22 protein-coding genes are annotated in these 21,559 nt (G+C 67.1%); 10 read left to right on the plus strand and 12 right to left on the minus strand.

What is annotated here, in order from left to right:
- Positions 1 to 28 precede the first annotated feature (28 nt).
- The 7 genes from ACSYAO_RS10085 (at position 29) to ACSYAO_RS10115 (ending at position 7,585) form a co-directional block, all read left to right on the plus strand.
- Entirely contained in the window at positions 29 to 1,078 is a 1,050-nt protein-coding gene (locus ACSYAO_RS10085; RefSeq protein ID WP_060380375.1) for a heme/hemin ABC transporter substrate-binding protein, read from the plus strand.
- Complete coding sequence (locus tag ACSYAO_RS10090; protein ID WP_076738926.1) at positions 1,075 to 2,118, plus strand: FecCD family ABC transporter permease; 1,044 nt, start codon at positions 1,075 to 1,077, stop codon at positions 2,116 to 2,118. Before ACSYAO_RS10085 ends, ACSYAO_RS10090 begins: the two co-directional genes overlap by 4 nt.
- Entirely contained in the window at positions 2,115 to 2,876 is a 762-nt protein-coding gene (locus ACSYAO_RS10095) for a heme ABC transporter ATP-binding protein (protein ID WP_076738927.1), read from the plus strand. Before ACSYAO_RS10090 ends, ACSYAO_RS10095 begins: the two co-directional genes overlap by 4 nt.
- 64 nt (positions 2,877 to 2,940) lie before the next feature.
- Positions 2,941 to 3,690 carry a hypothetical protein gene (locus ACSYAO_RS10100; RefSeq protein WP_076738928.1) on the plus strand — a complete coding sequence of 250 codons (750 nt, stop codon included), beginning with the start codon at positions 2,941 to 2,943 and terminating at the stop codon, positions 3,688 to 3,690.
- Positions 3,691 to 4,158: 468 nt separating this feature from the next.
- The gene (gene fusA, locus ACSYAO_RS10105; protein WP_060380914.1) at positions 4,159 to 6,195 is read left to right on the plus strand and encodes an elongation factor G; all 2,037 of its coding nucleotides are present in this window, start codon (positions 4,159 to 4,161) and stop codon (positions 6,193 to 6,195) included.
- Positions 6,196 to 6,446: 251 nt separating this feature from the next.
- Complete coding sequence (locus ACSYAO_RS10110; RefSeq protein ID WP_005409616.1) at positions 6,447 to 6,719, plus strand: hypothetical protein; 273 nt, start codon at positions 6,447 to 6,449, stop codon at positions 6,717 to 6,719.
- A 110-nt stretch (positions 6,720 to 6,829) separates the two neighbouring features.
- Positions 6,830 to 7,585 (plus strand): SapC family protein, encoded by a 756-nt coding sequence (locus tag ACSYAO_RS10115; RefSeq protein ID WP_005409617.1) that lies wholly within the window; start codon positions 6,830 to 6,832, stop codon positions 7,583 to 7,585.
- On the opposite strand, the gene ACSYAO_RS10120 is transcribed toward ACSYAO_RS10115, so the two are convergent.
- From ACSYAO_RS10120 to ACSYAO_RS10175, 12 genes are all read right to left on the minus strand, one after another.
- Entirely contained in the window at positions 7,586 to 9,892 is a 2,307-nt protein-coding gene (locus ACSYAO_RS10120; RefSeq protein WP_076738929.1) for an ATP-binding protein, read from the minus strand. It abuts the gene before it with no gap.
- A 2-nt stretch (positions 9,893 to 9,894) separates the two neighbouring features.
- Positions 9,895 to 10,752 carry a response regulator transcription factor gene (locus tag ACSYAO_RS10125; protein ID WP_224119204.1) on the minus strand — a complete coding sequence of 286 codons (858 nt, stop codon included), beginning with the start codon at positions 10,750 to 10,752 and terminating at the stop codon, positions 9,895 to 9,897.
- A gap of 30 nt (positions 10,753 to 10,782) precedes the next feature.
- Entirely contained in the window at positions 10,783 to 11,331 is a 549-nt protein-coding gene (locus tag ACSYAO_RS10130) for a GNAT family N-acetyltransferase (protein WP_224481980.1), read from the minus strand.
- A gap of 54 nt (positions 11,332 to 11,385) precedes the next feature.
- Complete coding sequence (locus ACSYAO_RS10135) at positions 11,386 to 11,919, minus strand: lipocalin family protein (protein ID WP_076738930.1); 534 nt, start codon at positions 11,917 to 11,919, stop codon at positions 11,386 to 11,388.
- An 8-nt stretch (positions 11,920 to 11,927) separates the two neighbouring features.
- Positions 11,928 to 13,001 (minus strand): SAM-dependent methyltransferase, encoded by a 1,074-nt coding sequence (locus ACSYAO_RS10140; RefSeq protein WP_049397267.1) that lies wholly within the window; start codon positions 12,999 to 13,001, stop codon positions 11,928 to 11,930.
- Positions 12,998 to 13,783, minus strand: coding sequence for a DUF1295 domain-containing protein (locus ACSYAO_RS10145; protein WP_012480154.1), 786 nt, complete (start codon positions 13,781 to 13,783; stop codon positions 12,998 to 13,000). The genes ACSYAO_RS10140 and ACSYAO_RS10145 overlap by 4 nt, the downstream gene beginning before the upstream one ends.
- Positions 13,780 to 14,325 (minus strand): DUF2878 domain-containing protein, encoded by a 546-nt coding sequence (locus ACSYAO_RS10150; protein WP_012480155.1) that lies wholly within the window; start codon positions 14,323 to 14,325, stop codon positions 13,780 to 13,782. Before ACSYAO_RS10150 ends, ACSYAO_RS10145 begins: the two co-directional genes overlap by 4 nt.
- A 1-nt stretch (position 14,326) precedes the next feature.
- On the minus strand, positions 14,327 to 15,586 hold the full coding sequence (locus tag ACSYAO_RS10155; protein WP_012480156.1) for an SAM-dependent methyltransferase: 1,260 nt from the start codon (positions 15,584 to 15,586) through the stop codon (positions 14,327 to 14,329).
- The gene (locus ACSYAO_RS10160; RefSeq protein WP_012480157.1) at positions 15,583 to 16,350 is read right to left on the minus strand and encodes a DUF1365 domain-containing protein; all 768 of its coding nucleotides are present in this window, start codon (positions 16,348 to 16,350) and stop codon (positions 15,583 to 15,585) included. The genes ACSYAO_RS10155 and ACSYAO_RS10160 overlap by 4 nt, the downstream gene beginning before the upstream one ends.
- Entirely contained in the window at positions 16,347 to 17,624 is a 1,278-nt protein-coding gene (locus ACSYAO_RS10165; RefSeq protein ID WP_076738931.1) for an NAD(P)/FAD-dependent oxidoreductase, read from the minus strand. The genes ACSYAO_RS10160 and ACSYAO_RS10165 overlap by 4 nt, the downstream gene beginning before the upstream one ends.
- Before the next feature lies 1 nt (position 17,625).
- Entirely contained in the window at positions 17,626 to 18,576 is a 951-nt protein-coding gene (locus tag ACSYAO_RS10170; RefSeq protein ID WP_043033535.1) for an acyl-CoA desaturase, read from the minus strand.
- An 80-nt stretch (positions 18,577 to 18,656) separates the two neighbouring features.
- The gene (locus tag ACSYAO_RS10175) at positions 18,657 to 19,424 is read right to left on the minus strand and encodes a hypothetical protein (RefSeq protein ID WP_005409628.1); all 768 of its coding nucleotides are present in this window, start codon (positions 19,422 to 19,424) and stop codon (positions 18,657 to 18,659) included.
- Between the two features lie 134 nt (positions 19,425 to 19,558).
- Here ACSYAO_RS10175 and ACSYAO_RS10180 point away from each other — a divergent pair, with 134 nt between their 5' ends.
- Genes ACSYAO_RS10180 through ACSYAO_RS10190 form a run of 3 tightly spaced genes read left to right on the plus strand, consistent with a single transcriptional unit; the run spans position 19,559 to position 21,557 of the window.
- Complete coding sequence (locus tag ACSYAO_RS10180) at positions 19,559 to 20,182, plus strand: sigma-70 family RNA polymerase sigma factor (protein WP_005409629.1); 624 nt, start codon at positions 19,559 to 19,561, stop codon at positions 20,180 to 20,182.
- On the plus strand, positions 20,179 to 20,853 hold the full coding sequence (locus tag ACSYAO_RS10185; RefSeq protein ID WP_005409630.1) for a ChrR family anti-sigma-E factor: 675 nt from the start codon (positions 20,179 to 20,181) through the stop codon (positions 20,851 to 20,853). The genes ACSYAO_RS10180 and ACSYAO_RS10185 overlap by 4 nt, the downstream gene beginning before the upstream one ends.
- An 11-nt stretch (positions 20,854 to 20,864) precedes the next feature.
- Positions 20,865 to 21,557 carry a hypothetical protein gene (locus ACSYAO_RS10190; RefSeq protein WP_005409631.1) on the plus strand — a complete coding sequence of 231 codons (693 nt, stop codon included), beginning with the start codon at positions 20,865 to 20,867 and terminating at the stop codon, positions 21,555 to 21,557.
- Positions 21,558 to 21,559 lie beyond the last annotated feature (2 nt).

Consider the following 21,559-nt stretch of genomic DNA (forward strand, 5'->3'; position numbering starts at 1 on the left):
CGTCGCCCTGCCAGCAAGGAGAATGTGCATGAACATCGCGTCCCGTCTGCGCCTGTGTGCGCTTCCGTTCGCTGTTTCGCTGGCGTTGGCTGCCTGTGGCGGCTCGTCGGCTCCCTCTGATGCCAATACGCCTGCCGAGTCGCCCGCAGCAACGGCGGCCGCTGCGGAAACCGTGCTGCCGGTAGGCTGGCAGCGCGTGGCAGGAGCCGAAATGCCGGCCGTGCACGGCCAGAAGGCGGTGCTGCCGGCCAAGGTGCATTCCGATGATGGCGCCGATATCGAAGTGGCCGACACCAGCCGGATCATCGCCGGTGGCGACGACGTCATCGCGGTGATCGAAGCACTGGGGCTGGGCAAGCAGGTATTTGCCGCGCCGACCAACACCACCACCCAGGCCGGCCTGGCCGCGCCGCACCAGTTCCTGTTCAACCGAACCACTGGCGTGGAGGGCGTGCTGAGCCTGCAGGGCTCGCTGTTCCTCGGCAACAGCCTGCGCCGCCATACCGAACTGGCCAAGAAGCTGCGCGAAGTGGGCGAGCCGGCGGTGGTCATCGATGACCTGCAGCCGGCGCCGGACAAGGTGCGCAAGGTCGCCGCTGCACTAGGGCTGGCCGAGGCAGGGCAAGCACTGGCCACGCAGGTGCAGCGTCAGCTCGACGAGGCTGCAGCGATTGGCAAGGGCCTGGGCCATGCGCCACGACTGATCCACGTGTCGGCCACCGGCGCTGGCGGCTCACCGACTGTTGCCGGTGCCGACAGCGCCTCGGCGCAGCTGATCGCGCTGGCTGGCGGCGTCAACATCGGCACCGAGGCGGGGGTGAAGAACTACTCGCAGCTGAGCAATGAAGGCGTGGTCGCCGCAGCGCCGGAGGTGATCCTGGTGACCGAGCATGACCTGCAGCTGTTCGGCGGTGCCGAGGGCCTGTGGAAGGCGTACCCGACGCTGAAGCAGACCCCGGCCGGGCAGGCCAATCGGGTTTGGGTGATGCCGGACGTGCAGCTGAAGTACACCAGTGTCGGTTCCGGTGCGGGCGCGCTGGCGCTGGCCAAGGCCCTGGCGGCGTTGCCGAAGGCATGAGTCCAGCGGATCGGCGCCGCCGTCGCGGGCGGACGATGTTGCTGGTGGCGTTGCTGGCACTGCTGGGTGCGGTGCTGGCCTCGTTCGCCGTGGGCCCGCTGCGGCTGCCGCCGCTGGAGGTGATGCAGGCGTTGGCGGTGAAGCTGGGGCTGCTCGATCCGCAGGCGGTCAGCGGCCGCGACCTGGCCGTGGTCTGGCAGCTGCGCATTCCGCGTGCCCTGTTGGGCGCGATGGTCGGCGCGTCATTGGCGATGGCCGGCGCCAGCCTGCAGGGCCTGTTCGGCAATCCGCTGGCCGACCCCGGCATCGTCGGTGTCAGCCAGGGTGCTGCGCTGGGTGCAGTCGCAGCCATTGTTCTCGGCGCTGCGGGCGCAGCCGGTTGGCTGGTGCCTGTAGCGGCATTCGCCGGCGGTGCGCTGGCGATCGGCCTGACCTACGCGCTGGCGCGACCCGGCAAAGGCAGTGGCAATGCCACGCTGCTGCTGGTCGGCATCGCGATGGCCGCGTTCTGCTCGGCGCTGATCGGTTTCCTCACCTACATCGCCAGCGAAAGCGAACTGCAGTCGCTGGTGTTCTGGCAGATGGGCTCGCTGGCGCGTGCCAACTGGGCCGATGTGGCGGCGGTGGTGCCCCTGTTTGCCATCGGCGTGTTCGCGTTGCAGCGGTTGGCCACGCCGCTGGACATGCTGGCGCTGGGCGAACGCCAGGCGCAGCACCTCGGGCTGGACGTGACCCGCACGCGGCGTCGCCTGGTGGCGTTCAGTGCGCTGCTGGTGGGCGCGGCGGTGGCCTTTGCCGGTTCGATCAGTTTCGTTGGCCTGGTGGTGCCGCACGTGGCGCGCCTGCTGGTCGGCCCCGGGCATCGCTGGCTGCTGCCGTTGTCCGGCCTGCTGGGCGCGCTGCTGATCGTGGTGGCCGACACCGCGGCCCGCACGCTCGATCCGCCGGCGGAGATTCCGCTGGGCTTGTTCTCGGCCGCGCTGGGCGCGCCGTTCTTCCTCTGGCTGGTGCTGCAGCAGCGCCGCAAGGCGGCGCCATGAGCGTACTGCTGAAGCTGCACGAGGTGGTGGTGCGCCGCCAGCAGCGCGAGATCCTGCATGGCATCTCGCTCGCGTTCGAGCCGGGTACGGTGACCGCGCTGGTTGGCCCGAACGGCGCAGGCAAGTCCACCTTGCTGGCGGTAGCGGCCGGCGACCTGCGCGCCGATGCGGGCGAGGTGAGCCTGTTGGGCAAACCGCTGGCCAGCTACAAGGCCGGGCCGCTGGCGCGCGAGCGCGCGGTAATGCCGCAGGAGCACGGCGTTCGTTTCGCCTTCAGCGTAGAGGAGGTGGTGGCGATGGGCCGGTTGCCACACCCGCCGGACCCGGTCACGGACGAAGCCCGGGTGGAAGCGGCCATCGATGCCGCCGAACTGCAGGCGCTGCGCCTGCGCGAGGTGCAGCAGCTGTCCGGTGGCGAGTCCGCCCGCACCACGTTCGCGCGTGTGCTGGCGCAGGATACGCCGCTGCTGCTGCTCGATGAGCCGACCGCCGCGCTGGACCTGCGCCACCAGGAGCGCACATTGCGTAGCGTGCGTGCCAGTGCCGAAGCTGGTGCGTGCGTGATCGTGGTGCTGCACGATCTGAACCTGGCGGCTGGCTACGCCGATCGCATCGTGCTGCTGGAACAGGGCAGGGTGGCGGCCGATGGCACGCCGCTGCAGGTGCTGACCGAAGACAACCTGCAGCGGGTCTACCAGCAGGATGTGGTGGTGCTGGAGCACCCAAGGCGCGGGGTGCCGCTGGTGGTGGTGACCTGAGCGAGGGCCCGCCAGGTTGCTCCGGGTATCATGATTGCTTCGTCTTCTTCAATGGACTGATGCCATGTTCCGCACCGTTACCTGCAGCGTGCTGCTCGCGGCAATGATTGCTTCCGCTTGCGCTGCCAATGCGGCTTCGACCTCTCAGGTTTCGCTGACCGACGCGGCCGAGAACGCCTCGCTGATCGAGACCCGACATTCCAATAGCGACGGTGCCGCTGTGACGTCGATGAAGACGCAGTACTTCGCCAACGAGGAAATGTCGGTGAGCTGGGACGACCAGCAGGTGCTGGTGCTGTGCAGGGAGACGGCGTACCTGAAGATTCCTGCGACCAAGCTCAAGGCCGGTGCGTTGACCTCCGAACAGCGGCAGATGATCGTCTATCAGGCGCTGATGTCAGGCCTGGGGGCTGTCGCGGGCGTCATCGGGCCGGCCGGCGAGGTGGTGGCCGTGGCCGATGACGGCAGCGAGACCCGCAGCGTTGGCGAAAGCAGCTGGGCGTATGGTGTTGAGCGATACGAGGTGATCACCCAGCGGCTGCCGGACGGTGCACTTCGGGTCCGGACCCACAAGACGGAAACCGTGAATACCACGCCTCCGGCGGGCCCGGACGACATGTTCAGTACCGAGGACGATCAGGCGGCACGCCTGTCCGAGCTGGCGCCGGTGGGGAGCTGGACCGAAGTGCTGATCCAAGGTGGCGCACGGCTGCCGCACATGGACCCGGCGACGTCGCTGAAGGGGTGGATCTCGATGGGCGACGACCAGGCGGCGACCGTGGGTGAGGCGCGCAAGCTGCACGACTGCAAGTAGGACATGGCAGGGGCAGAGCCCTTTGCTTTGGGCAAAGGGATCCGACCCCGATGTCGGTCGGCCTCATCGTTCTATTATTGTGTGCAATATTCACTTGCGCGCCAGATTGGCAGGTCTAGAATGCGCCCCATGAACCGGATGCCGCTCCTGAAGTTTTTCACCCTGACCCGCGCAAGCGCGGAACGGGCGTGTCTGCCTGGAGCCCCACGAGGCCGTTGAAGCGGTCATCGCTGGACCTTCGACAGAGCGCCCTCCGGGGCGCTCTTTTTGTTTTTGTTTCTCATTAGTCGACTAACAGTCGACTCTACCCAGTCGACGCTACCCAGTCGACGCTACCTACTCGACTCTACCCAGTACTGCGAAGGAGAACGTGCCATGCACCAGATCGCCGAGACCGAACGCTAGCCGCGCACCCTGTCGCCAACCGGGGTGTGCGGCCCCTGAAGTTGGCTTTGCAGGAACCTCTTTATGAACACCCACGTCCTTTCCCGCCGTCGCAACCTCGGCATCATTGCCCACATCGACGCCGGCAAGACCACGCTGACCGAACGCCTGCTGTGGAAAAGCGGCGAGATCCACCGCGTCGGCGAAGTGCACGACGGCAATGCGACCACCGATTTCTCGGCGATCGAGCGCGAACGCGGCATCACCATCGGCGCTGCCGCCGTGCAGGCGCAGTGGGCGCCACGTGACCTGCCGTCGCATCGGCTGACCCTGATCGACACCCCCGGCCATATCGACTTCGCCATCGAAGTCGAACGTTCACTGCGCGTGCTCGACGGTGCCGTGGCCGTGTTCTCGGCCGTGGACGGCGTGCAGCCGCAGTCCGAGACGGTATGGCGCCAGGCGCGTCGCCATCGCGTGCCGCTGATCGCCTTCGTCAACAAGATGGACCGCGTCGGTGCTTCGTTCGAGCGCGTGCTGGAGCAGCTGCAGGACAAACTGCAGGCGCGACCGTGGGCGTTGGGCGTGCCGTTGGGCAGCGAAAGCGGCTTCAATGGCTGGGTCGACCTGGTCGATGAGCGCGTGCTGCAGTGGCAGGATGGCGCCGCAACCACGGTGGCCCCGTGGGACGACGCGGCACGCGCGCAGTGGCAGGCTCAGCGCGATGCGCTGGTCGAGGCCGTGGCCGATCACGATGAACAACTGGCCGATGCCTGGCTGGAAGGTCGCGTGATCGATGCCGAACAGCTGCGCGCGGCGATCCGCCGGGCGACGCTGGCGGGTGCGGGCGTGCCCGTGCTGGCCGGTGCTGCGTTCAAGGACAAGGGTATCGAGACGCTGCTCGATGCCGTGGTCGATTACCTGCCGTCGCCGCTGGATCGCCCTGCCGTGACCGCCGAAAGCGAGAGCGGCGAGGTGGTGCTGCCGCCGGATCCGGACGGTCCGCTGGCGGGCCTGCTGTTCAAGATCACCCACCAGCAACACGGCGCGCTGAGCTTCGTGCGGCTGTACTCGGGGACCTTGAAGGTGGGCGACGCGGTGGCCAGCTCGCAGCACCCACAGGGACGGCGTGTCAGCCGGCTGGTGCGGGTGCAGGCCGACCAGACCCACGACATCGAGCAGGCCGTGGCCGGTGACATTGTCGCGGTGCTGGGCTGGAAGGATGCGGTCAGTGGCGAAACGCTGAGCGGCCGTGCGCAGCCGCTGCGCCTGGAGAACATCCAGGCCCAGGCGCCGGTGCTGGCGTGGCGCCTGGAGCCGGCGCGTGCGGCCGACCTGATCAGGATGGCGCAGGGCCTGGCCAGCTTGGCCCAGGAAGATCCGTCGTTCCGCGTCGAAACCGATCGCGACACGGCGGAAACCCTGGTCTGGGGCATGGGCGAGCTGCACCTGGAGGTGATGGTCGAGCGCCTGCGCAGCGAATGGAAGGTCGACGTGGGCGTAGGTGCGCCACGCGTGGCCTACCAGGAGACGCCGCTGCGTGCGATGACCGGCGTCGTCGGGCGGCTGGTCAAGCAGACCGGTGGCCAGGGCCAGTTCGCGCACGTGGTGCTGGATGTGTCGCCGCGCGAGGATGACAAGGTGGTGTTCAACGACCGCATCGTCGGTGGCGTGGTGCCGCGCAGCTTCATCGCTGCGGTGGAGAAGGGCGTACGTGCCGCGCTGTCGGAAGGGCCGCAGGGTCATCCGGTGGTCGGCATCGAGGTCAGTCTTGTCGATGGCCAGACCCATGCCAAGGACTCTTCGGAGATGGCGTTCCATCGCGCGGGTGCCGAGGCGATCAAGGCCGCGCTGGCTGAAGGTGGCACGCAGTTGCTGGAACCGGTGATGGCGGTGACGGTGCATTCGCCATCGGCGTCGGTGGGCGATGTGGTCGGCGACCTCAACCGGCGCCACGGTCGCATCGCCCGCATCGAGGACCAGGACGGTCGCGCTGAGGTCAGTGGTTTTGCGCCATTGGCGCAGCTGGTGGGTTACACCACGTCGTTGCGTTCGCTCAGCCAGGGGCGGGCGAGTAGCGAGGCGCACCTGCACGGCTACGAGCCGGTACGCGCTGCATGAGGAAAGGTGGGGGGAGCCCGTTCGCGGGCGCCCCTTTTTTGTGTTCGGGGCGCGCATCCACGCATGGCGTGATCTACAGGGCGATCGGGTCGCGAGCTCTGCAGTAGATCCACGCCATGCGTGGATGGGGCCCTCGGGATGCGATTTTTTTGCATTGCATCGCAACAAAACTGCAGAAAAAGCTGGATTAAAGTGATGCCTCACGATAAATTGCGCACCCCCCGTTGCTCGCCGCCGCCCGCACCCTTCTCATGCGTGATGACAAAGACCCCGGAACCCTGGAGCTGACCCTGCCGCGAAAGCGCGGCCGTCCGCCCAAGTTCGGGTACGCCATGAGTGACGCGCAACGGGCCGCGCGCTACCGCGCGCGCCGGGCAGGGCAGGCCAACCACGCGGATGTGCGCTCCTGTTCGGACATGGTGCTGCTGGACAAGATCCGCGCAGCGGTCAGCGCGCGTGACACCGAACTGGCCGGTTTCCTGGTCCATGTGCTCTGGCAGCGGTACCCCCTGCAGCTGAAATAGGCCGACGATGGGGTGGCCGTTGTCATCGAGCTTGTTGATAATGCGGGATTCAGGTTGTTCCCGCTGGCGCGCCCGGGATGGCAGGCGCGCATGATCGAACGGTTCCCAAGATGACCACCACCAGCGACACCACCACCGAAGCGGCGCCGAGCAACGCCCCCCTGTTCTACACCCGTCCGGTGCCGCTGCAGGCCGATGTGCACGCCGACCTGCGCATCCTGCCGGGCAGGCTCGAGTTTGCCGCGGGCAACAACGCCATTCCGCTGGTGCTCGGCGAGTTCTCGCTGGCGCTGCACCACTTCCCGATCCTCTTCGCTGGCCCGACCGCAGTGCCGATGGCTGCCGTTGGCGTATCCGACCAGAACCTGTTCATCAAGGATGGCCTGTGGGAAGACGAGGCCTATATCCCGGCCTACCTGCGTCGCCACCCCTTCATCTTCATCGACACCGGCTCGGACAATGATTTCCTGCTGGGCATCGACGAAGAGAGCTCGCGCGTGGTCAAGGGCGGTGACGAAGGCCAGCCGCTGTTCGTCGATGGCAAGGCCACCGACATGGTGCAGCAGGCGCTGGAGTTCTGTGGCCAGTTCACCCGTGAGCACGAACAGACCCAGGCCTTCTCCAAGGCCCTGATCGACAACGGCCTGCTGGTCGAGCGCAACGCCACCGTGCGTACCCCGGATGGCCGTGAATTCAACCTCAATGGTTTCCAGGTCGTCGACGTCGAGAAGTTCGTCGCGCTGCCGGAAGCCACTGTGATCGAGTGGCATCGCAGTGGTTGGCTGGCGCTGATCCACCAGCATCTGATGTCGCTGGGTCGCTTCAACGACCTGACCCGTCGCCAGGTCGAGCGTCTGGCGGCCTGATCAGGCCCCGGGCATGGCTTCCGCAGCGCGGGAGCCATGCCATTGCTGAAGGACGCGCAACAGGCGTCGCGCATCGGCCCAGTCGGGTGTGGCGTCGCGACCCAGCTCCCACAGGTCGCCCGCCGTGTCCGCCTCTGCGGCAGCCCCGTATATCTGCAGGGCCCCCTGAAGCCGATGCGCGTGATGGCATAGGTCAGTGGCACTGGCGTCATCGATGGCCTGTTCGATCCGCAGCAGCTCGTGGCCGATGTCCGTGATGTAGTCGGGGTCGCCTGCGGCTGTGCCCGTTGCGATGGCCTGTCCGGTCGCCGGCAGCTCCAGCGCCCGCAGCAGTGACTCAAGCTGTAGTGGCTTGGTCAGGGTGGCGTCGAACCCTGCTTTCCGGCAGCGCGCCACATGCCGACGATCACGGCGTGCCGACAGCGCGATCAGTCGCAGCGGGGCGCGCGCCTGCCTGCGCAACTGCATGGCCAGCGCATAGCCATCCATGTCCCCGAGCCCGATGTCGAGCAGGATCACGCTGCGCGGTCTCACGGCCTGCTCGGCAAGCGCGCTGGCGGCGTCGCCAGACGCGTGTACATCGGCACCCAGGCGGCGCAGCTGCTCGCTGATGACCCGGCGATTGAGGGCGTGGTCCTCCACCAGCAGCAGCTCAACCCCGCCCAGCGGCGTTCCCGCGCCGGCGCTGGCGGTTGACGTGACCTTGGCCTTGGCGGGGCGTACCGGCAGGCGCAGGGTGAAGCGACTGCCGCGCCCGGGGACGCTGTGTACTGACAGGTTGCCGCCCATTGCGCGGGCAAGCGCATGCGCGATCATCAGTCCCAATCCGCTGCCTCCGCGCTCCTTGCCGTCTCCGCCCTGCTGGAATGGCTGGAACAGCACGGTGAGTTGCTCTGCAGTGATGCCGATTCCGCTGTCGATCACATCCAGCATGAGCTCACGAGGGTGGTTGCCTGGCGTCAGTTGAAGGCGCAGCTCGATGCCGCCGACGTCGGTGAACTTGAGTGCGTTTCCCAGCAGGTTGTCGATGATCTGGCGCAGTCCTTCCGGATCGATGGCGACAATGGGGCAGGGCTCGGGGAGGCAGTCGAAGCGAAGCGCCAGCCCGCGCTGCCGAGCCTGGGGACGAATTGCATCCAGCGATTGGCGGCAGAGTCGTGCAATGTCGCAAGGTTCTACGTGCGGCTTGAAGGTGCCGCTGGCCAGGCGTGAGAACTCCAGCGAGCGGTTGAGCAGGTTGCGCAGCGAGGAGCCCGCGGCATGTGCAGCCGCCAGCGCTTCTCGCTGCCCCATGGGCGCCGACGGCTGGCTGAGCAGGTCGATCGAGGCAAGGACTGCCTGGGCCGAATTGCGCACCTCGTGGCTCAACATGCCAATCGCGCGGGCGCGGGCACGGCCTTCAGCACGCAGGCGCCTGTGCCAGGCATGCCACAGGAACGGGGCGACTGCCAATGCGGCAGCCAGGGCCGGCAGCCACTGCGGGGGCAGCTGACGCATCCAGTCCAGGACGTGCTCCAGCGAGGCGGGGGCCGCCTGTTGGGCCCATAGCTGCAACAGGCCGGCATGTTCCTCCAGCGTAATGTCGTGCAATGCCCGCTCGATGCGCTCCAGCAGCTGGCGATCTTCGTGGCGCGCAAGCAGGTGCAGGTCGGTGGAGAAATCGCTGTCGAAAGGCTGCAGGTGCAAGTGCCCGGCGAAATGCCGACGGATCAGGGGCCGCAGGGTCGTTTCCAGGCCGATTGCCAGATCGGCGGTGCCGTTTTCAACAGCTGCCAGCGTGGCGTGCCGATCGGCCAGGTGTAGCAGGCGGACGTGCGGATGGCGCGCGGCCAGCCATCCCGCATACGGCCCCCCTTCGAGCACGGCCAGGACCTGGTGGTCCAGTTCCGTGATATCGCGTGGCAGGCGTTCGCCGCTGCGGCCGGCGAGCATCGTCTTGCCACCGCGGAACGTGCTGGATGCCACCAGGCCGGGGCAGGGTGGCTGCAGGTGGTTGCCAATCACCAGTACCAGATCCGCTTCGCGTCTGCAGACGGCAGCCACCGATGCGCCGGTGCTGGGATGCTGGTGCTCCTGGAACTGCAGCTGCGAACGCCGTGCAACCAGATTGGCGTAGCCATGGGCCAGGCTTGGCAACGTCGTGCCGCCAGCGAGTGCAGCGGGTACCGGGTGCAGCGACGGCGTGGTCGCCACCCGGACTTCGCGCCCCGGCCCCCATTCAAGTGATGACGCATCCTCGGCCGACGCGGCGGGAAGCAGGATGAGCGCCAACAGCAGGAGGGTGGATGTACGCATTCGATCGCGCATCTTCACGGTGATTCCAGCTGCTGCCGCATGGCGTAGATCTCGGCATCGTTGCGCAGCCTGAGCTTGCGCAGGGCCGCAACCTTCTGTGTGCTGACGGTCTTGATGCTGCGATGGCGGCGGAGCGCGATTTCCGAAACGGTCAGGCCCGCCAGCAGGAGCTCCAGTACTTCGCGCTCGTTGCGGCTGAGCTCTTCGCAGTCTCCCGGCAGCGTGCAGTCGGGTGGCAGTCGCGGAAGGCCCTGCGATACCCGCACGATCGCGTCCGCGAGCATCGGCAGTGGTTCGGCCTTGCTGACCACGCCGCTGACACCCGTGGCGATGAGCTGGTTGATGTGGATCGAGGGTGAAAGGGTCGCAAAAGCGAGCAGGGTGACGCGAGGAAAGTGCTCGCGCAGCAGCGGGGTCAGCTCGGACGCGCTGCGATCGTCGCGGGCCAGGGTCAGATCGATGATCGCGACATCCACCCGCATCTGCTGGAGGCTGTCGATGAGTTCGTCGCTGCGGGCGTGGCTGGCGACGATACGGAAGCGGGCGTCGCGGGAGAGGTGCAGGGCAGTGCCGCGACGGACGACTTCGTGGTCGTCCAGTAGTGCCAGTCGCAGCGGGCGCGGGGCAGGAGGTCCATTCATGCGCAGGGAGGTGATCGGCGCCCATGGGGCGTGATGACCATTCTGGCGCTGCTGTCGCGGCGAACATCGAAAATGCTTGATTTTTGCGATTATTCCTAAGAATCGATGCGCTTTATCCATCGATTCGGGGCTATCCATTGGCGGGATGGATTGCCAGGGCGGAAACAAGCCGTTTCCGCAAGCGTGATGGCGCTTGGCGTGGATGTCATCGGGAAGCTTCCGGTGCGGCATGCCACCGATCCGCACCGGCCGGGATCGACTTCAGGGCGTTCGCCCCTCGTCGCGCAGGCTGCGTGCCATCTCGCTGGTTCCGGCCCAGCCAAGGTCGGCGTACAGCGGCTTCCCTTGCGCGGTGGCATGCAGGACCGCGTAGGTGGCGCCACGCTCGGCGAAGGCGTGGTCTGCCAGGACCATCAGCTTCCGGGCGATGCCCCGGCGGCGGTACTCCGGTTCCACATACACGTTGAGGACGTAGCCGCGGCAGCCCTGTTCCGGATGGGCAGGGTGGGGTGGCCAGTCGATCAGCATCAGGCCAATGCCGGCGATGGTTCTGCCCTGGTCTGCAAGAACATGGCCGAAGTACTCGCCCGAGGCCAGGCGCGGCGCCAGCCAGGCACGGAAAGGAGCCGCCATCGCCCGCAGGACCTCCTCGGTCCGCCCACTCTCGCGGAACATGGCTTCGCGGTGGGCACAGATCACATCCAGGTCGCTCGCACGGATCTGCCGCACTTCAAGCCCGTTCCATGTCGCTTCTGCGTGGCTGCCCATCGTGCTGATCCCCGGCTCAGGTCTGTCCGGGAATTCTGGCATCCTCTGCCGGGTGATGCATGACGCAGGGCGCAATCGGGTCGTTGTTGCCACGCACTACCGGATGGATTGCGGCACGCGCCGCAGCCGGCGGATGTCGTAGCCCATTTCGGCGATGCGCTGCACGGCTTTCTGGTAGTCGCCGTCGGACACCTGCGGCGTACGCGCCATGTACCAGACATAGTCGCGCTTGCTGCGCGCCACGATGGTCTGGCGGTAGTCGTCATCCCGCCAGGCGATCACGTACTCGGCCTGGATCGGCCAGATGAACTGCATGCCCCAGATCGCGCCATTGCCTTCCTTCTCGACACGGCCGACGGGGTGCATCGACTTCTGCGGCGCATCGAAGCTGCCCTTGCGATAGGTGAAGGTGGTCTGGATGCGCCCGTCGGGCTTCAAGGCATAACTTTCCACCGCATCGTAGGCATCGCGTTCGGGCCAGGACGGAATATGGGCGATCACGTACCAGTCGCCGATGAAGCGTGGCACATCCACCGACGGCGCACGCGGAAGCGGCCGGGTGTCGCTGGAGGAGCAGCCTGAGCCGAACAGGCCGACTGCGATCAGCGGAAGCAGCGAGAACATGCTCATGGGGCACCTCAGCGGGGTCGGAACAGATAGTGGGCGACCAGCCACTGCTGGCCGTCGTCGTAGCCGAACAGTTCGGCACATGCCATCCAGAACATCCGCCAGCGCTGCCACCAGACCTTCGCTGCAGCCTGGCCGTAGGTGGCGATCAGCACCGGCATCACCTGCTCGCGGGCGGCATCCTGGTTGGCCAGCCAGTGGTCGGCCGTGCGCTGATAGTGGGTGCCGTCCAGCAACCAGCGTTGATCCAGGCTCAGGTCGCGCTGGAAATGCAGCAGCGTGTCGGCGGCCGGCATCAGGCCGCCGGTGAAGAAGTGGCGGCCCATCCAGTTGTCGCCACCCTCGGTCTCGAACGGATACATCAGTGTGCGATGGGCGAAGATGTGCACGAACAACGCGCCATCCGGTTTCAGCCACCGTGCGATGCCTGCCAGCAGGCGCTCGTAGTTGCGTACGTGCTCGAACATCTCCACCGAGACACACCGGTCGAACCGGGCTGTCGGCAGATCAAGTTGGTTGACGTCACAGGTCAGCACCTTGACGTTGTCCAGGCCGCGCGCCTGGCACTGCGCCATGATGTGCTGGCGTTGGCTGTGCGAGTTGGAGACGGCAGTGATATGCGCCTGCGGGTAGCGTTCGGCCATCCACAGGGTCAATGAGCCCCAGCCGCAGCCCAGCTCAAGAATCTGCTGGCCATCGGCCAGTCCGGCGCGCTGGCCGTACAGTTCCAGCATGGCGTCCTCCGCCTGGTCCAACGTTTCGCGCCCGGTGGGGTAGTAGCAGCTGCTGTACTTCAGTCGCTTGCCCAGGCAGGCCTGGAAGAAGGCTGCCGGCACTTCATAGTGTTGGCGGTTGGCTGCGTCGGTATGCAACGCGAGCGGGCTGTCGGCCAGCTCGACGATGCGCCGGCTGAAGCGTGCCGATTGGCCTTCGATGCCACCCTCGCTTTCTTCATGCAGGCGCTGCGCGCACAAGCGGCGGATGCCCGCACGCAGCGCCGCATCGGGGATCAGCCCGCGTTCGGCCCAGGCGATCAACCCGGTTTCCGCATCTTCGGCTGGGTTCAGTGACGGGATCGCGCTCATGCGGAATGCTCCTTGGAAGAACGGGGAAACCAGGGAAAGAACATCGGTGTACTGCGCTGGTAGGCGCGATAGTCGTCGCCGCGGCTGCGCAGTGCCTGTTTCTCGGTGAATGGAACGCCGCTCAGATAGCGCAGGAACACGTACATCAGCAGCGGGCCGGCCCAGGCCAGCCACCACAGTGGCGAGCCGACCGCGAGCAGGACATAAGTGAACCAGTGCAGCCACTCGAAGAAGTAGTTGGGGTGGCGGGAATAGCGCCAGAGCCCGGCGCGGCAGGTGCGGCCCCTGTTCGCCGGGTCGGCGCGGAAGCGGGCCAACTGGCGGTCGGCCAGGCTTTCGCCGCCGACGCTCAGCAGCCAGGCCAGCGCTGCGGCCACCACCCACAGGGTCAGGTCGGCCCGAGGGTTGGCAGCCACCGCCACGAAGGGCAGGGCGAACAGGAGGATCAGCAGCGCCTGCGCCATGAAGAAGCCGAAGATCTTGCCCTGGTGGCCGTGCCAGTATTGGCGCAGGTAGCGGTAGCGTCCGTCCTCTTCTTCGTGACGGACCCGGTGCCACAGATGCAGGGCGAGTCGACTGCCCCACAAGCCGCCGAGCACGCCCAGCGCGATCCGCGGCATCACCGCACCGTCGCCCAGCAGCGCCAGCAACAGCGCCGAGGCGCCCACGCCCTTTGCCCAGAGCACATCGACCACGCCGATGTTGTGGTGGCGGCGCTGCCAGGCCCAGCCCCAGCTCATCACCAGTACGGCGTACAGCAGGACCCACATCAGATTGATCATGACGACGCTCCTGCGAAGGGCGGCTGCGGGATGTGCATGCCGCGACGGGCGGTCCGGCACAGCAGGGAAAGCGCAATGCTCCAGCCCGCGCCCAGCACCAGCAGTCCTGGCCATACGGGATCTGCGAACCGCACTGCGTCGAAACCGCGTGCGGCAGACAGATAGGCCAGCGGTGCCAGCAGCAGGCCGAACAGGGCCGGTAGGGCCGGGTGGTGCTGCAGGAAGCGCATCGACGTGGTCAGCGTCATCGCGAACGCCGCCCACAACGCCATGATCCACGGCGGTGGCGCCCAACCCAGTGGGGCCGCCGCGTAGCGCACCGTGCCGCTGGCGGCGGCACTGGCGTCGACCAGCCATGCGCAGGCCAGTGCCAACATCAACAGCCGCAGATCCAGCCGGGGGCGCGGTGAGGTCAACAGCTGGCTGCCGATGTAGAGCGAAGCGGCCAGTAGCGCGGGCCACTGCCAGCCGCGGCTCGCGCCGGCCACGGCACACAGCCAGACCAGCTGGTTGCCGAGCAGATTGGCCCAGAAGCGATGCATGTCAGTGGCTGTCGGTCGCAGCGAAAATGGGCCGGTGGTCCGGACGGGCCAGCAGCAGATGCGAGACGCCGATCGAACGTTCCAGGAAGCCACCCTCGCAATAGGCCAGGTAGAATTCCCACAGCCGGCAGAAGCGCGCGTCAAAACCCTGCGCCTGCACTGCCGGCAGCTGGGCCAGGAAACGTTGGCGCCAGGCGCGAAGGGTCAATGCGTAGGAGTGGCCGAAATCCTGCTGGGCGATCAGCTGCAGGTCGCTGGATCGGCTCTTGGCGGCCATGATCGCGTTGATCGATGGGATGAAGCTGCCCGGGAACACATAGCGCTTGATGTAATCGACGCTGCGCCGGGCCTGTTCGTAGCGGTGGTCCTCGATGGTGATGGCCTGCAGCAGGGCAACGCCATCAGGCTTGAGCAGGCGCTGCAGCGTGGCCATGTAGGTGTCCAGGTATTCGGCGCCGATCGCTTCGATCATCTCGATCGACACCAGCTTGTCGAACTGGCCCTGCAGGTCGCGGTAGTCCTGCATCAGCAGCGTGACCTGGTCCTGCAGGCCCGCCTCCCGTACGCGCCGGGCGGCCAGCGCATGCTGTTCTGCAGAGATGGTGGTGGTCGTGACATGGCAGCCATAGTGCCGGGCGGCATGGACCGCGAAACCACCCCAGCCGGTGCCGATTTCCACCACGCGGTCGCCGGGTTTGAGCTGCAGCTGCTGGCAGATGCGGTCCAGCTTGCGCCGCGAGGCCGATTCGAGTGGTTCGGACTCACTGGCGAACAACGCCGACGAGTACATCAGGTCCGGCGACAGGAACAGGGCAAAGAAATCGTTGCCCAGGTCATAGTGCGCGGCGATGTTGCGGCGGCTGCCCTCACGGCTGTTCCGGCGCAGGCGGTTCCAGCCCCGCAGCAGCCAGCCACCCACGCGGGCCGGGCCACGCTCCATGCCGTCCAGCAGGTCGCGATTGCGTACCAACAGCCGGATCAGTGCCACCAGATCATCACAGTGCCATTCGCCCTGGATGTAGCTTTCACCTGCGCCCACACTGCCTTGCGCTGCAACCTTGCGATAGAACCCAGGGTCATCGATGGTGACGGTGACATGCAGTTCGCCACAGGCATCGCCCAGCCAGACCTCGCCCAATGCGTCACGTACGCACAGGCGACCGTCGCGCATGGGGGCAAGCTGGGCCAGCAGGCGGCGGCGCAGGAACGCATCCAGGGCGCCGGGGCGCGGCAGGGCGACCAGAGGGGTCATCGAGTTCATCGTGGTTTCTCGGCAAGAGCAGGGTGGTCGTGCACGGGGTTGCGTTTCATCCACAGCCGAAGTGCATGCCAGTGGATGGCGGCCACCACCTGGGTGGTCATCAGCGGATAGCAGGCCAGCACCCGGGCCAGCCCACGGCCGTTCAAGGCATGTCGCTGCATGGCCTGGGTCGCATCAAACTGGCGCACCCCGTCGCGCCAGACCTGCATGTGCACGCGCAGGTCCTGGTCCGGTCGGTTGAAGCGCCAGTCGTAGCGGCAATCCATCGGCATGAACGGCGAGACATGGAAGCGCTTGTCGAACTGCCAGCGCAATGACGCCCCTTCGTGGAGGGCCGTGGCGACCGGCAGCACATAGGCGTGCCGTTCCTTCCAGGGGGTATTGGTGATCTCGGCCACGATGCAGTCCAGCGTGCTGCCGTCGGCCTGGTAGCAGTAGTAGAAGCTGACCGGGTTGAAGACATGCCCGGCGAAGCGGAGATGGGTGAGCAGGCGCACCGGACCGGTTGGCCGGTAGCCAAGCGTGCCCGCAGCGTGATCGCGCACCGCATCGGCCAGCGGCCGCGCGGGATCACCGAAGTAGTCGCTGCGGCGGAACTCGGCCAGGTTGCGGCGATTGACCGACCACAACCAGCGCCCGGCGAACACCGTGTCGAGTTCATCCAGGTCGAGCAGCAGCTGCGCGATGGGGTAACGGAATGCATGCGGATGCGGATGATGCCGGCGATGCATCACCTGCCCGATGTAGAGCGCGCTGGCACTCATGCCGCCACCTCATCCGAGGCGGATACGTTCCGATGTGGAGCGCAGGCCTGCAGGGCATCGACCACGTGGCGGGCACTGCGGATGCCATCCTCGTGGAATCCCCAGCCCCAATAGGCGCCTGCAAACCATGTGTGGCGGCGGCCCTGCAGTTCCGCCCAGCGCTGCTGTGCGCGTACTGCAGCGTGGTCGTGTACCGGGTGCGCGTAATGCAGGGTCCGCAGCACCTTGGCCGGATCGATTGCCTCGCTGCGGTTGAGGGTCACTACCAGGGGGATGTCGCCCGGCAGGCCCTGCAGCAGGTTCATGCAGTAGCTGACCGTGCAGGGCGCCGCGCGATCCTGTGGTACGTGCGCGTTCCAGGCCGCCCACGCCTTGCGGTTGCGCGGCAGCAACGATGCATCGGTATGCAGCACCGCCTCGTTGGACTGATAGCGGATGGCGCCGAGGACCTCACGTTCGATGGCATCTGCGTCGGCAAGCAACGCCAGTGCCTGGTCGCTGTGGCACGCCAGGATCACTTCGTCGAAGGCCTCCACGCCGGCGCTGCTGTGCACGCGTGCACCCCAGGGCATGCGCTCGACCCTGCTGACCGGGCATTGCAGCCGCTCATGCACGCGCCAGCGGCGACGCAGCGCATCCACGTAGCGCGTCGATCCCCCGCTGACCACCCGCCAGCTTGGCCGCCCGGTCATCTGCAGCATCTGGTGGTTGGCCATGAACTGGGCCAGGTAGCGCGCCGGGAACGCCTGCACGGTGGCCGTCGGCGAGGACCACAGCGCCGAGGCCATCGGCAGCAGGTGCTCGTCGATGAACGCCTCGCCATAGCGCTGGCTGCGCAGGTACTCGCCGAGCGTGGGACCGTCTTCTTCGGCCAGCAGCAACGGCGCGTCGCGATAGAACCGGCGCAGATCGGCCAGCATGCCCCAGAAGCGCGGCGATACCAGGTTGCGGCGCTGGCAGAACAGCCCATCCAGCGAGGTGGCGTTGTACTCCACGCCGCTGCGCTCGCTGTGCATGGAGAAACTCATCGTGGTCGGTTGCGAGGCCACGCCCAACTCGTCGAACAGCGCCGACAGCAAGGGATAGTGCTGGGGGTTGAAGACGATGAAACCGGTATCCACCGCCATGCCTCGGCCCGCCACCTGCACGTCGTGGGTATGGGTGTGGCCGCCGAGGTAATCGTTGGCCTCGAACAGCGTGACCTCGTGCTGGCCATCCAGCCACCAGGCACTGGCCAGCCCCGCGATACCCGAGCCGATGACCGCGATGCGCATCTCAGTACCTCGCCTTGGCCAGGACCCACTCGGGGATGGGCTTGAGCCCTTTGACCAGGCCCAGCGCCGCCATCGCGCGCAGTCCGTACCACGTCAGGTCCACCTCCCACCAGCGGAAGCCCTGGCGCACGGTGCCGGGGAAAAAGTGATGGTTGTTGTGCCAGCCCTCACCGAAGGTGAGCAGCGCCAGCCACAGGTTGTTGCGGCTGTCGTCGCGGGTCTCGAAGCGGCGGCGGCCGAAACGGTGGGCCAGCGAATTGATGGTGACGGTGGCATGGAACAGCACGATGGTGGAGATGAAGAAGCCCCACACCAGCAACTGCGGGCCCGTGGTGTGCAGGCCGGGCGCCCAGCGTTCCAGTGCTGCACCCAATGCATACAGTCCGACGGCCAGCAGCACGGGAATGGCGGTATCGAAACGGTCGAGCCAGCGCAGTTCGGGGAAGCGCGCCAGGTCAGGTACCCGCGACAGATCGGTCGCGAATGCCTCGCGGGTGAGGAACCAGCCCATGTGGCTGCGCCAGAAGCCGCCTTCGCGCGGCGAATGCGGGTCCAGTGGCTGGTCGGCATGCCGATGGTGGTGGCGATGATGGGCGGCCCACCACAGCGGGCCGCGCTGCACGCTGGACGCGCCGATGACTGCGAACACGAACTGCACCGGACGCGATGCCTGGAAGGTGCGGTGCGAGAAGTAGCGGTGATAGAACGCCGTGATGGCGAACATGCGCACGGCGTAGAGCGCCGTGGCCACGACGACCGCCGTCCATGACACGCCCACCCAGATCACCGCGATGCAGGCCAGGTGCATCAGTGCAAAGGGTACCGCGCGCACCCAGTCGATGCGTCCTGGCTGTTCGCCGGTGGTCTCTGTGGCGTTGCTGGTATCCACCCACCGCTGCAACGTACGCAGCAGGCGCCAGCGTCGACGGGGGAGGGGCGCTACAGAGGCCATGGCGGATCTCGGCGGGTGTCGTGTCTTCCTTTACGCAGCAGGGTGCGCAATGGATGCGCCACTTCGAACTGAATTTCGCTTCACCTGGGCGTCACGGCGCAACGCTCGGCCAGGGGCTGCGCCCACGCCTGTTGCCAGTCACCTGCCGGTCGCTCGGCAGCTGGCGACCGGAAGCGCACCGTCACCTGCGGATAAGTGCCGCGCGCATCGCGCAGGTTGCTGGTGCCGCGGAACTCCAGCAGGCGACGGTCGGCCGTGGCGTAGACCAGGGCCAGGCGCGGCGCGATGCCGCCGTACCAGGTGTCCAGGCTGACCTCGATGGCCTGGGCGTCGATGCCCTGCCAGCGTACCGGGCCGACGCGCCGCACCTGCACCGGGAAGTAGCGCTGGCGTGCAGGCACCAGGAACGGCAGTGTGATGCGTTCGCCGCGCAGCAGCGCCGGCCAGTGCAGGCGTACTGCGGCATCAAACCCCGCATCGATCACCGCGTCCGGCGGCTGTTCAAGCCGGCGCCTGCGCAGCTCACTGGCGGCATCCTCCTTCCATGCAATCGACACCGAGTCGCCGGCGGCGTCGACCTCGGCGGTCTGGCCGCTGCGGCGGTCCTCCAGCGAATATCCCCGTGCCTGTGGGCGGGCGCTGGCGGGCAGATGCTTGCGGGCGAAGGGTTGGCCATCCGGGCACTGGTACAGCACCCAGCGCTCGGCGCCCTCCGTTGCCTCGCGTCGCCAGTGCACTTCACGGTAGAGGAGGTCGCCCTGCGCGGAGGTGGCCACGCCCTCGCTTCGCAACCAGGGTGCCGCCAGCGCGGCTTGGGGCAGGCACAGCAGCAGCCAGGCAGTGCGCATGGGTCTTCATCCGGAAGAGGAGGGCCCAGGTCATACGGCGGGGGCGGCCGGTTGGATGCGTCGTGCCGTCTGCATCCAATTGCTGCCCCTGCGCGTACAGAGGACAGACCTTCACCCGCCCGCCGCGAACCCGGATGTACCCTGACGCCGCCAGCACACTCCTCAACTTCGATAGCGCACGCACCGTGTCCAGTTCCCAGCAGCCGAGCAGCGAGCCGACGAACTGGGCCGGTGACATGGACGGCGTGGCGCGCCTGCGCGACCGCGACTGTTTCATGCGGATCTATGACTACTTCATGCCGCGGCTGTGCGTGTACCTGCGCGGCCTGGGTGCACCCGACGGCGTCGCCGAGGAACTGGCCCAGGAATGCCTGCTGCGCCTGTGGCTGCGGGCCGCCGACTACGACGCAGCCCAAGGCGCCCTCAGTACGTGGCTGTACCGGATTGCGCGAAACCTGCATATCGATCGCATCCGTCGCGAGCGCAGCTGGATGCAGGTGCAGGCAGCGGTGGAGGACGCTGCAACGCTGGATGTGATCGAGCGCAGCAGTGCCGAGCAGTTCGCCGACCAGGCGCGTCTGCGCCAGCGCATCAACGAACTGCCCGCAGTACAGGCGCGGCTGGTGCGGATGTCCTATTTTGAGGCCAAGAGCCACAGCGAGATCGCAGAGGCGCTGGGAATGCCGCTGGGAACGGTCAAATCGCACCTGCGCCGCGCCTTTCTGCAGCTTCAGGCCAAAGTGGGAGGTGCGCTGTGAACCCGCACCACCATCTGCACGAATCGACCCTGATGAGCTATGCCGCCGGCGCGCTGCCGGCGCCGTTGAGCATCGTCGCCGGTGCCCATCTGGAGCAGTGCCCCCATTGCCGACAGCGCCTGCGCGACGCCGAAGCGATCGGCTCGGTGCTGCTGGAGCAGACCCAGCCACCTGCAGCGGAGACGCGACGCGAACAACTGCGCGAGGCGATGCTGATGCAGCTGGCCGCGGAAGCGCCGGTGCCCATGGCTGGGGTCGCACGCCCCGTGCCGAAGGAGCGCCCTGAGGCCAATCCGGACCATCTGCCTGCATCGCTGCATCCGTACTTCGGCGCCTCGCTCAGCGACCTGCGCTGGCGCTGGATGGCGCCGGGCGTGCACTGCATCCGTGCAGAGCAGATGCCTTCGCTGATCATGCTGAAGATCGCCCCGGGCAAATGCCTGCCCATGCACAGCCATGGCCGCAGCGAACTGACCCAGATCCTGCGGGGTTCGTACAACGATGCGCTGGGGCTGTTCGCGCCGGGCGACGTGGCAGATCTGGACGAAGACGTGGAGCATCAACCGGTGACCGCGCCCGGTGTCCCCTGCATCTGCGTGTCAGCGCTGGATGCGCCGCTGGTGTTCAGTGGCTGGCTGGCGCGGAAGATCCAGCGTTTCGTGAAACTCTAGCGGGGACGACGATGGCCGGGACGGGCGCATTACGGATTCTGTTGACCGGTGCCGCAGGCCTGGTCGGGCAGGGTGTGGCGCTGGCCTGCCAACGCTCACCGCAGGTGTCCCGCCTGACAGCGCTGGTCCGCCATCCAGGAAGTCTGAGCGGCGCCGGCAGCGAACTGATCGTTCCGGACTTCCTGCGTATCCAGGACCGGTCGGATGAACTGGCCGGGTTCGATGCCTGCTTCTACTGTGCCGGGGCGCCACCGGTCGGCACGGCAGAGGCCGAGTACCGACGCGTGACCCTGGACACCACCCTGGCGGTGGCCCGTGCCTGGGCGGCTGCGAATCCCGAAGGGTGCTTTCTGTATGTATCCGGTGCCGGCGCGGACCCTCGGAGCCGGCTGATGCCGTTGAGGATCAAGGGCGAGACCGAGGTCGCATTGCACGGCCTGCCGGTGCGCACCGTGATGCTGCGCCCGGGCGGTGTCAGGCCGGTCCCGGGCACCGGCACCCGTCATGCCCTGTTGAAGCCCCTGTACTGGGGCGGTGCGCCGCTGATGAAGCTGGCCAGCGCGATTGCGCCATCGCTGATGACCAGCAATCTGGCTCTCGGTCAGGCGATGATTGCACTGGCCGGCAGGGAGCATCCGCCGGCCACGGTGGAGTGCGCGGACATCAACCGGATCGCCGCTGGCCTAGGCGATCCGGCCTCCTGAGC

The sequence above is a fragment of the Stenotrophomonas sp. STK16_22 genome, from assembly GCF_051984505.1.
GTDB lineage: Bacteria > Pseudomonadota > Gammaproteobacteria > Xanthomonadales > Xanthomonadaceae > Stenotrophomonas > Stenotrophomonas maltophilia_A.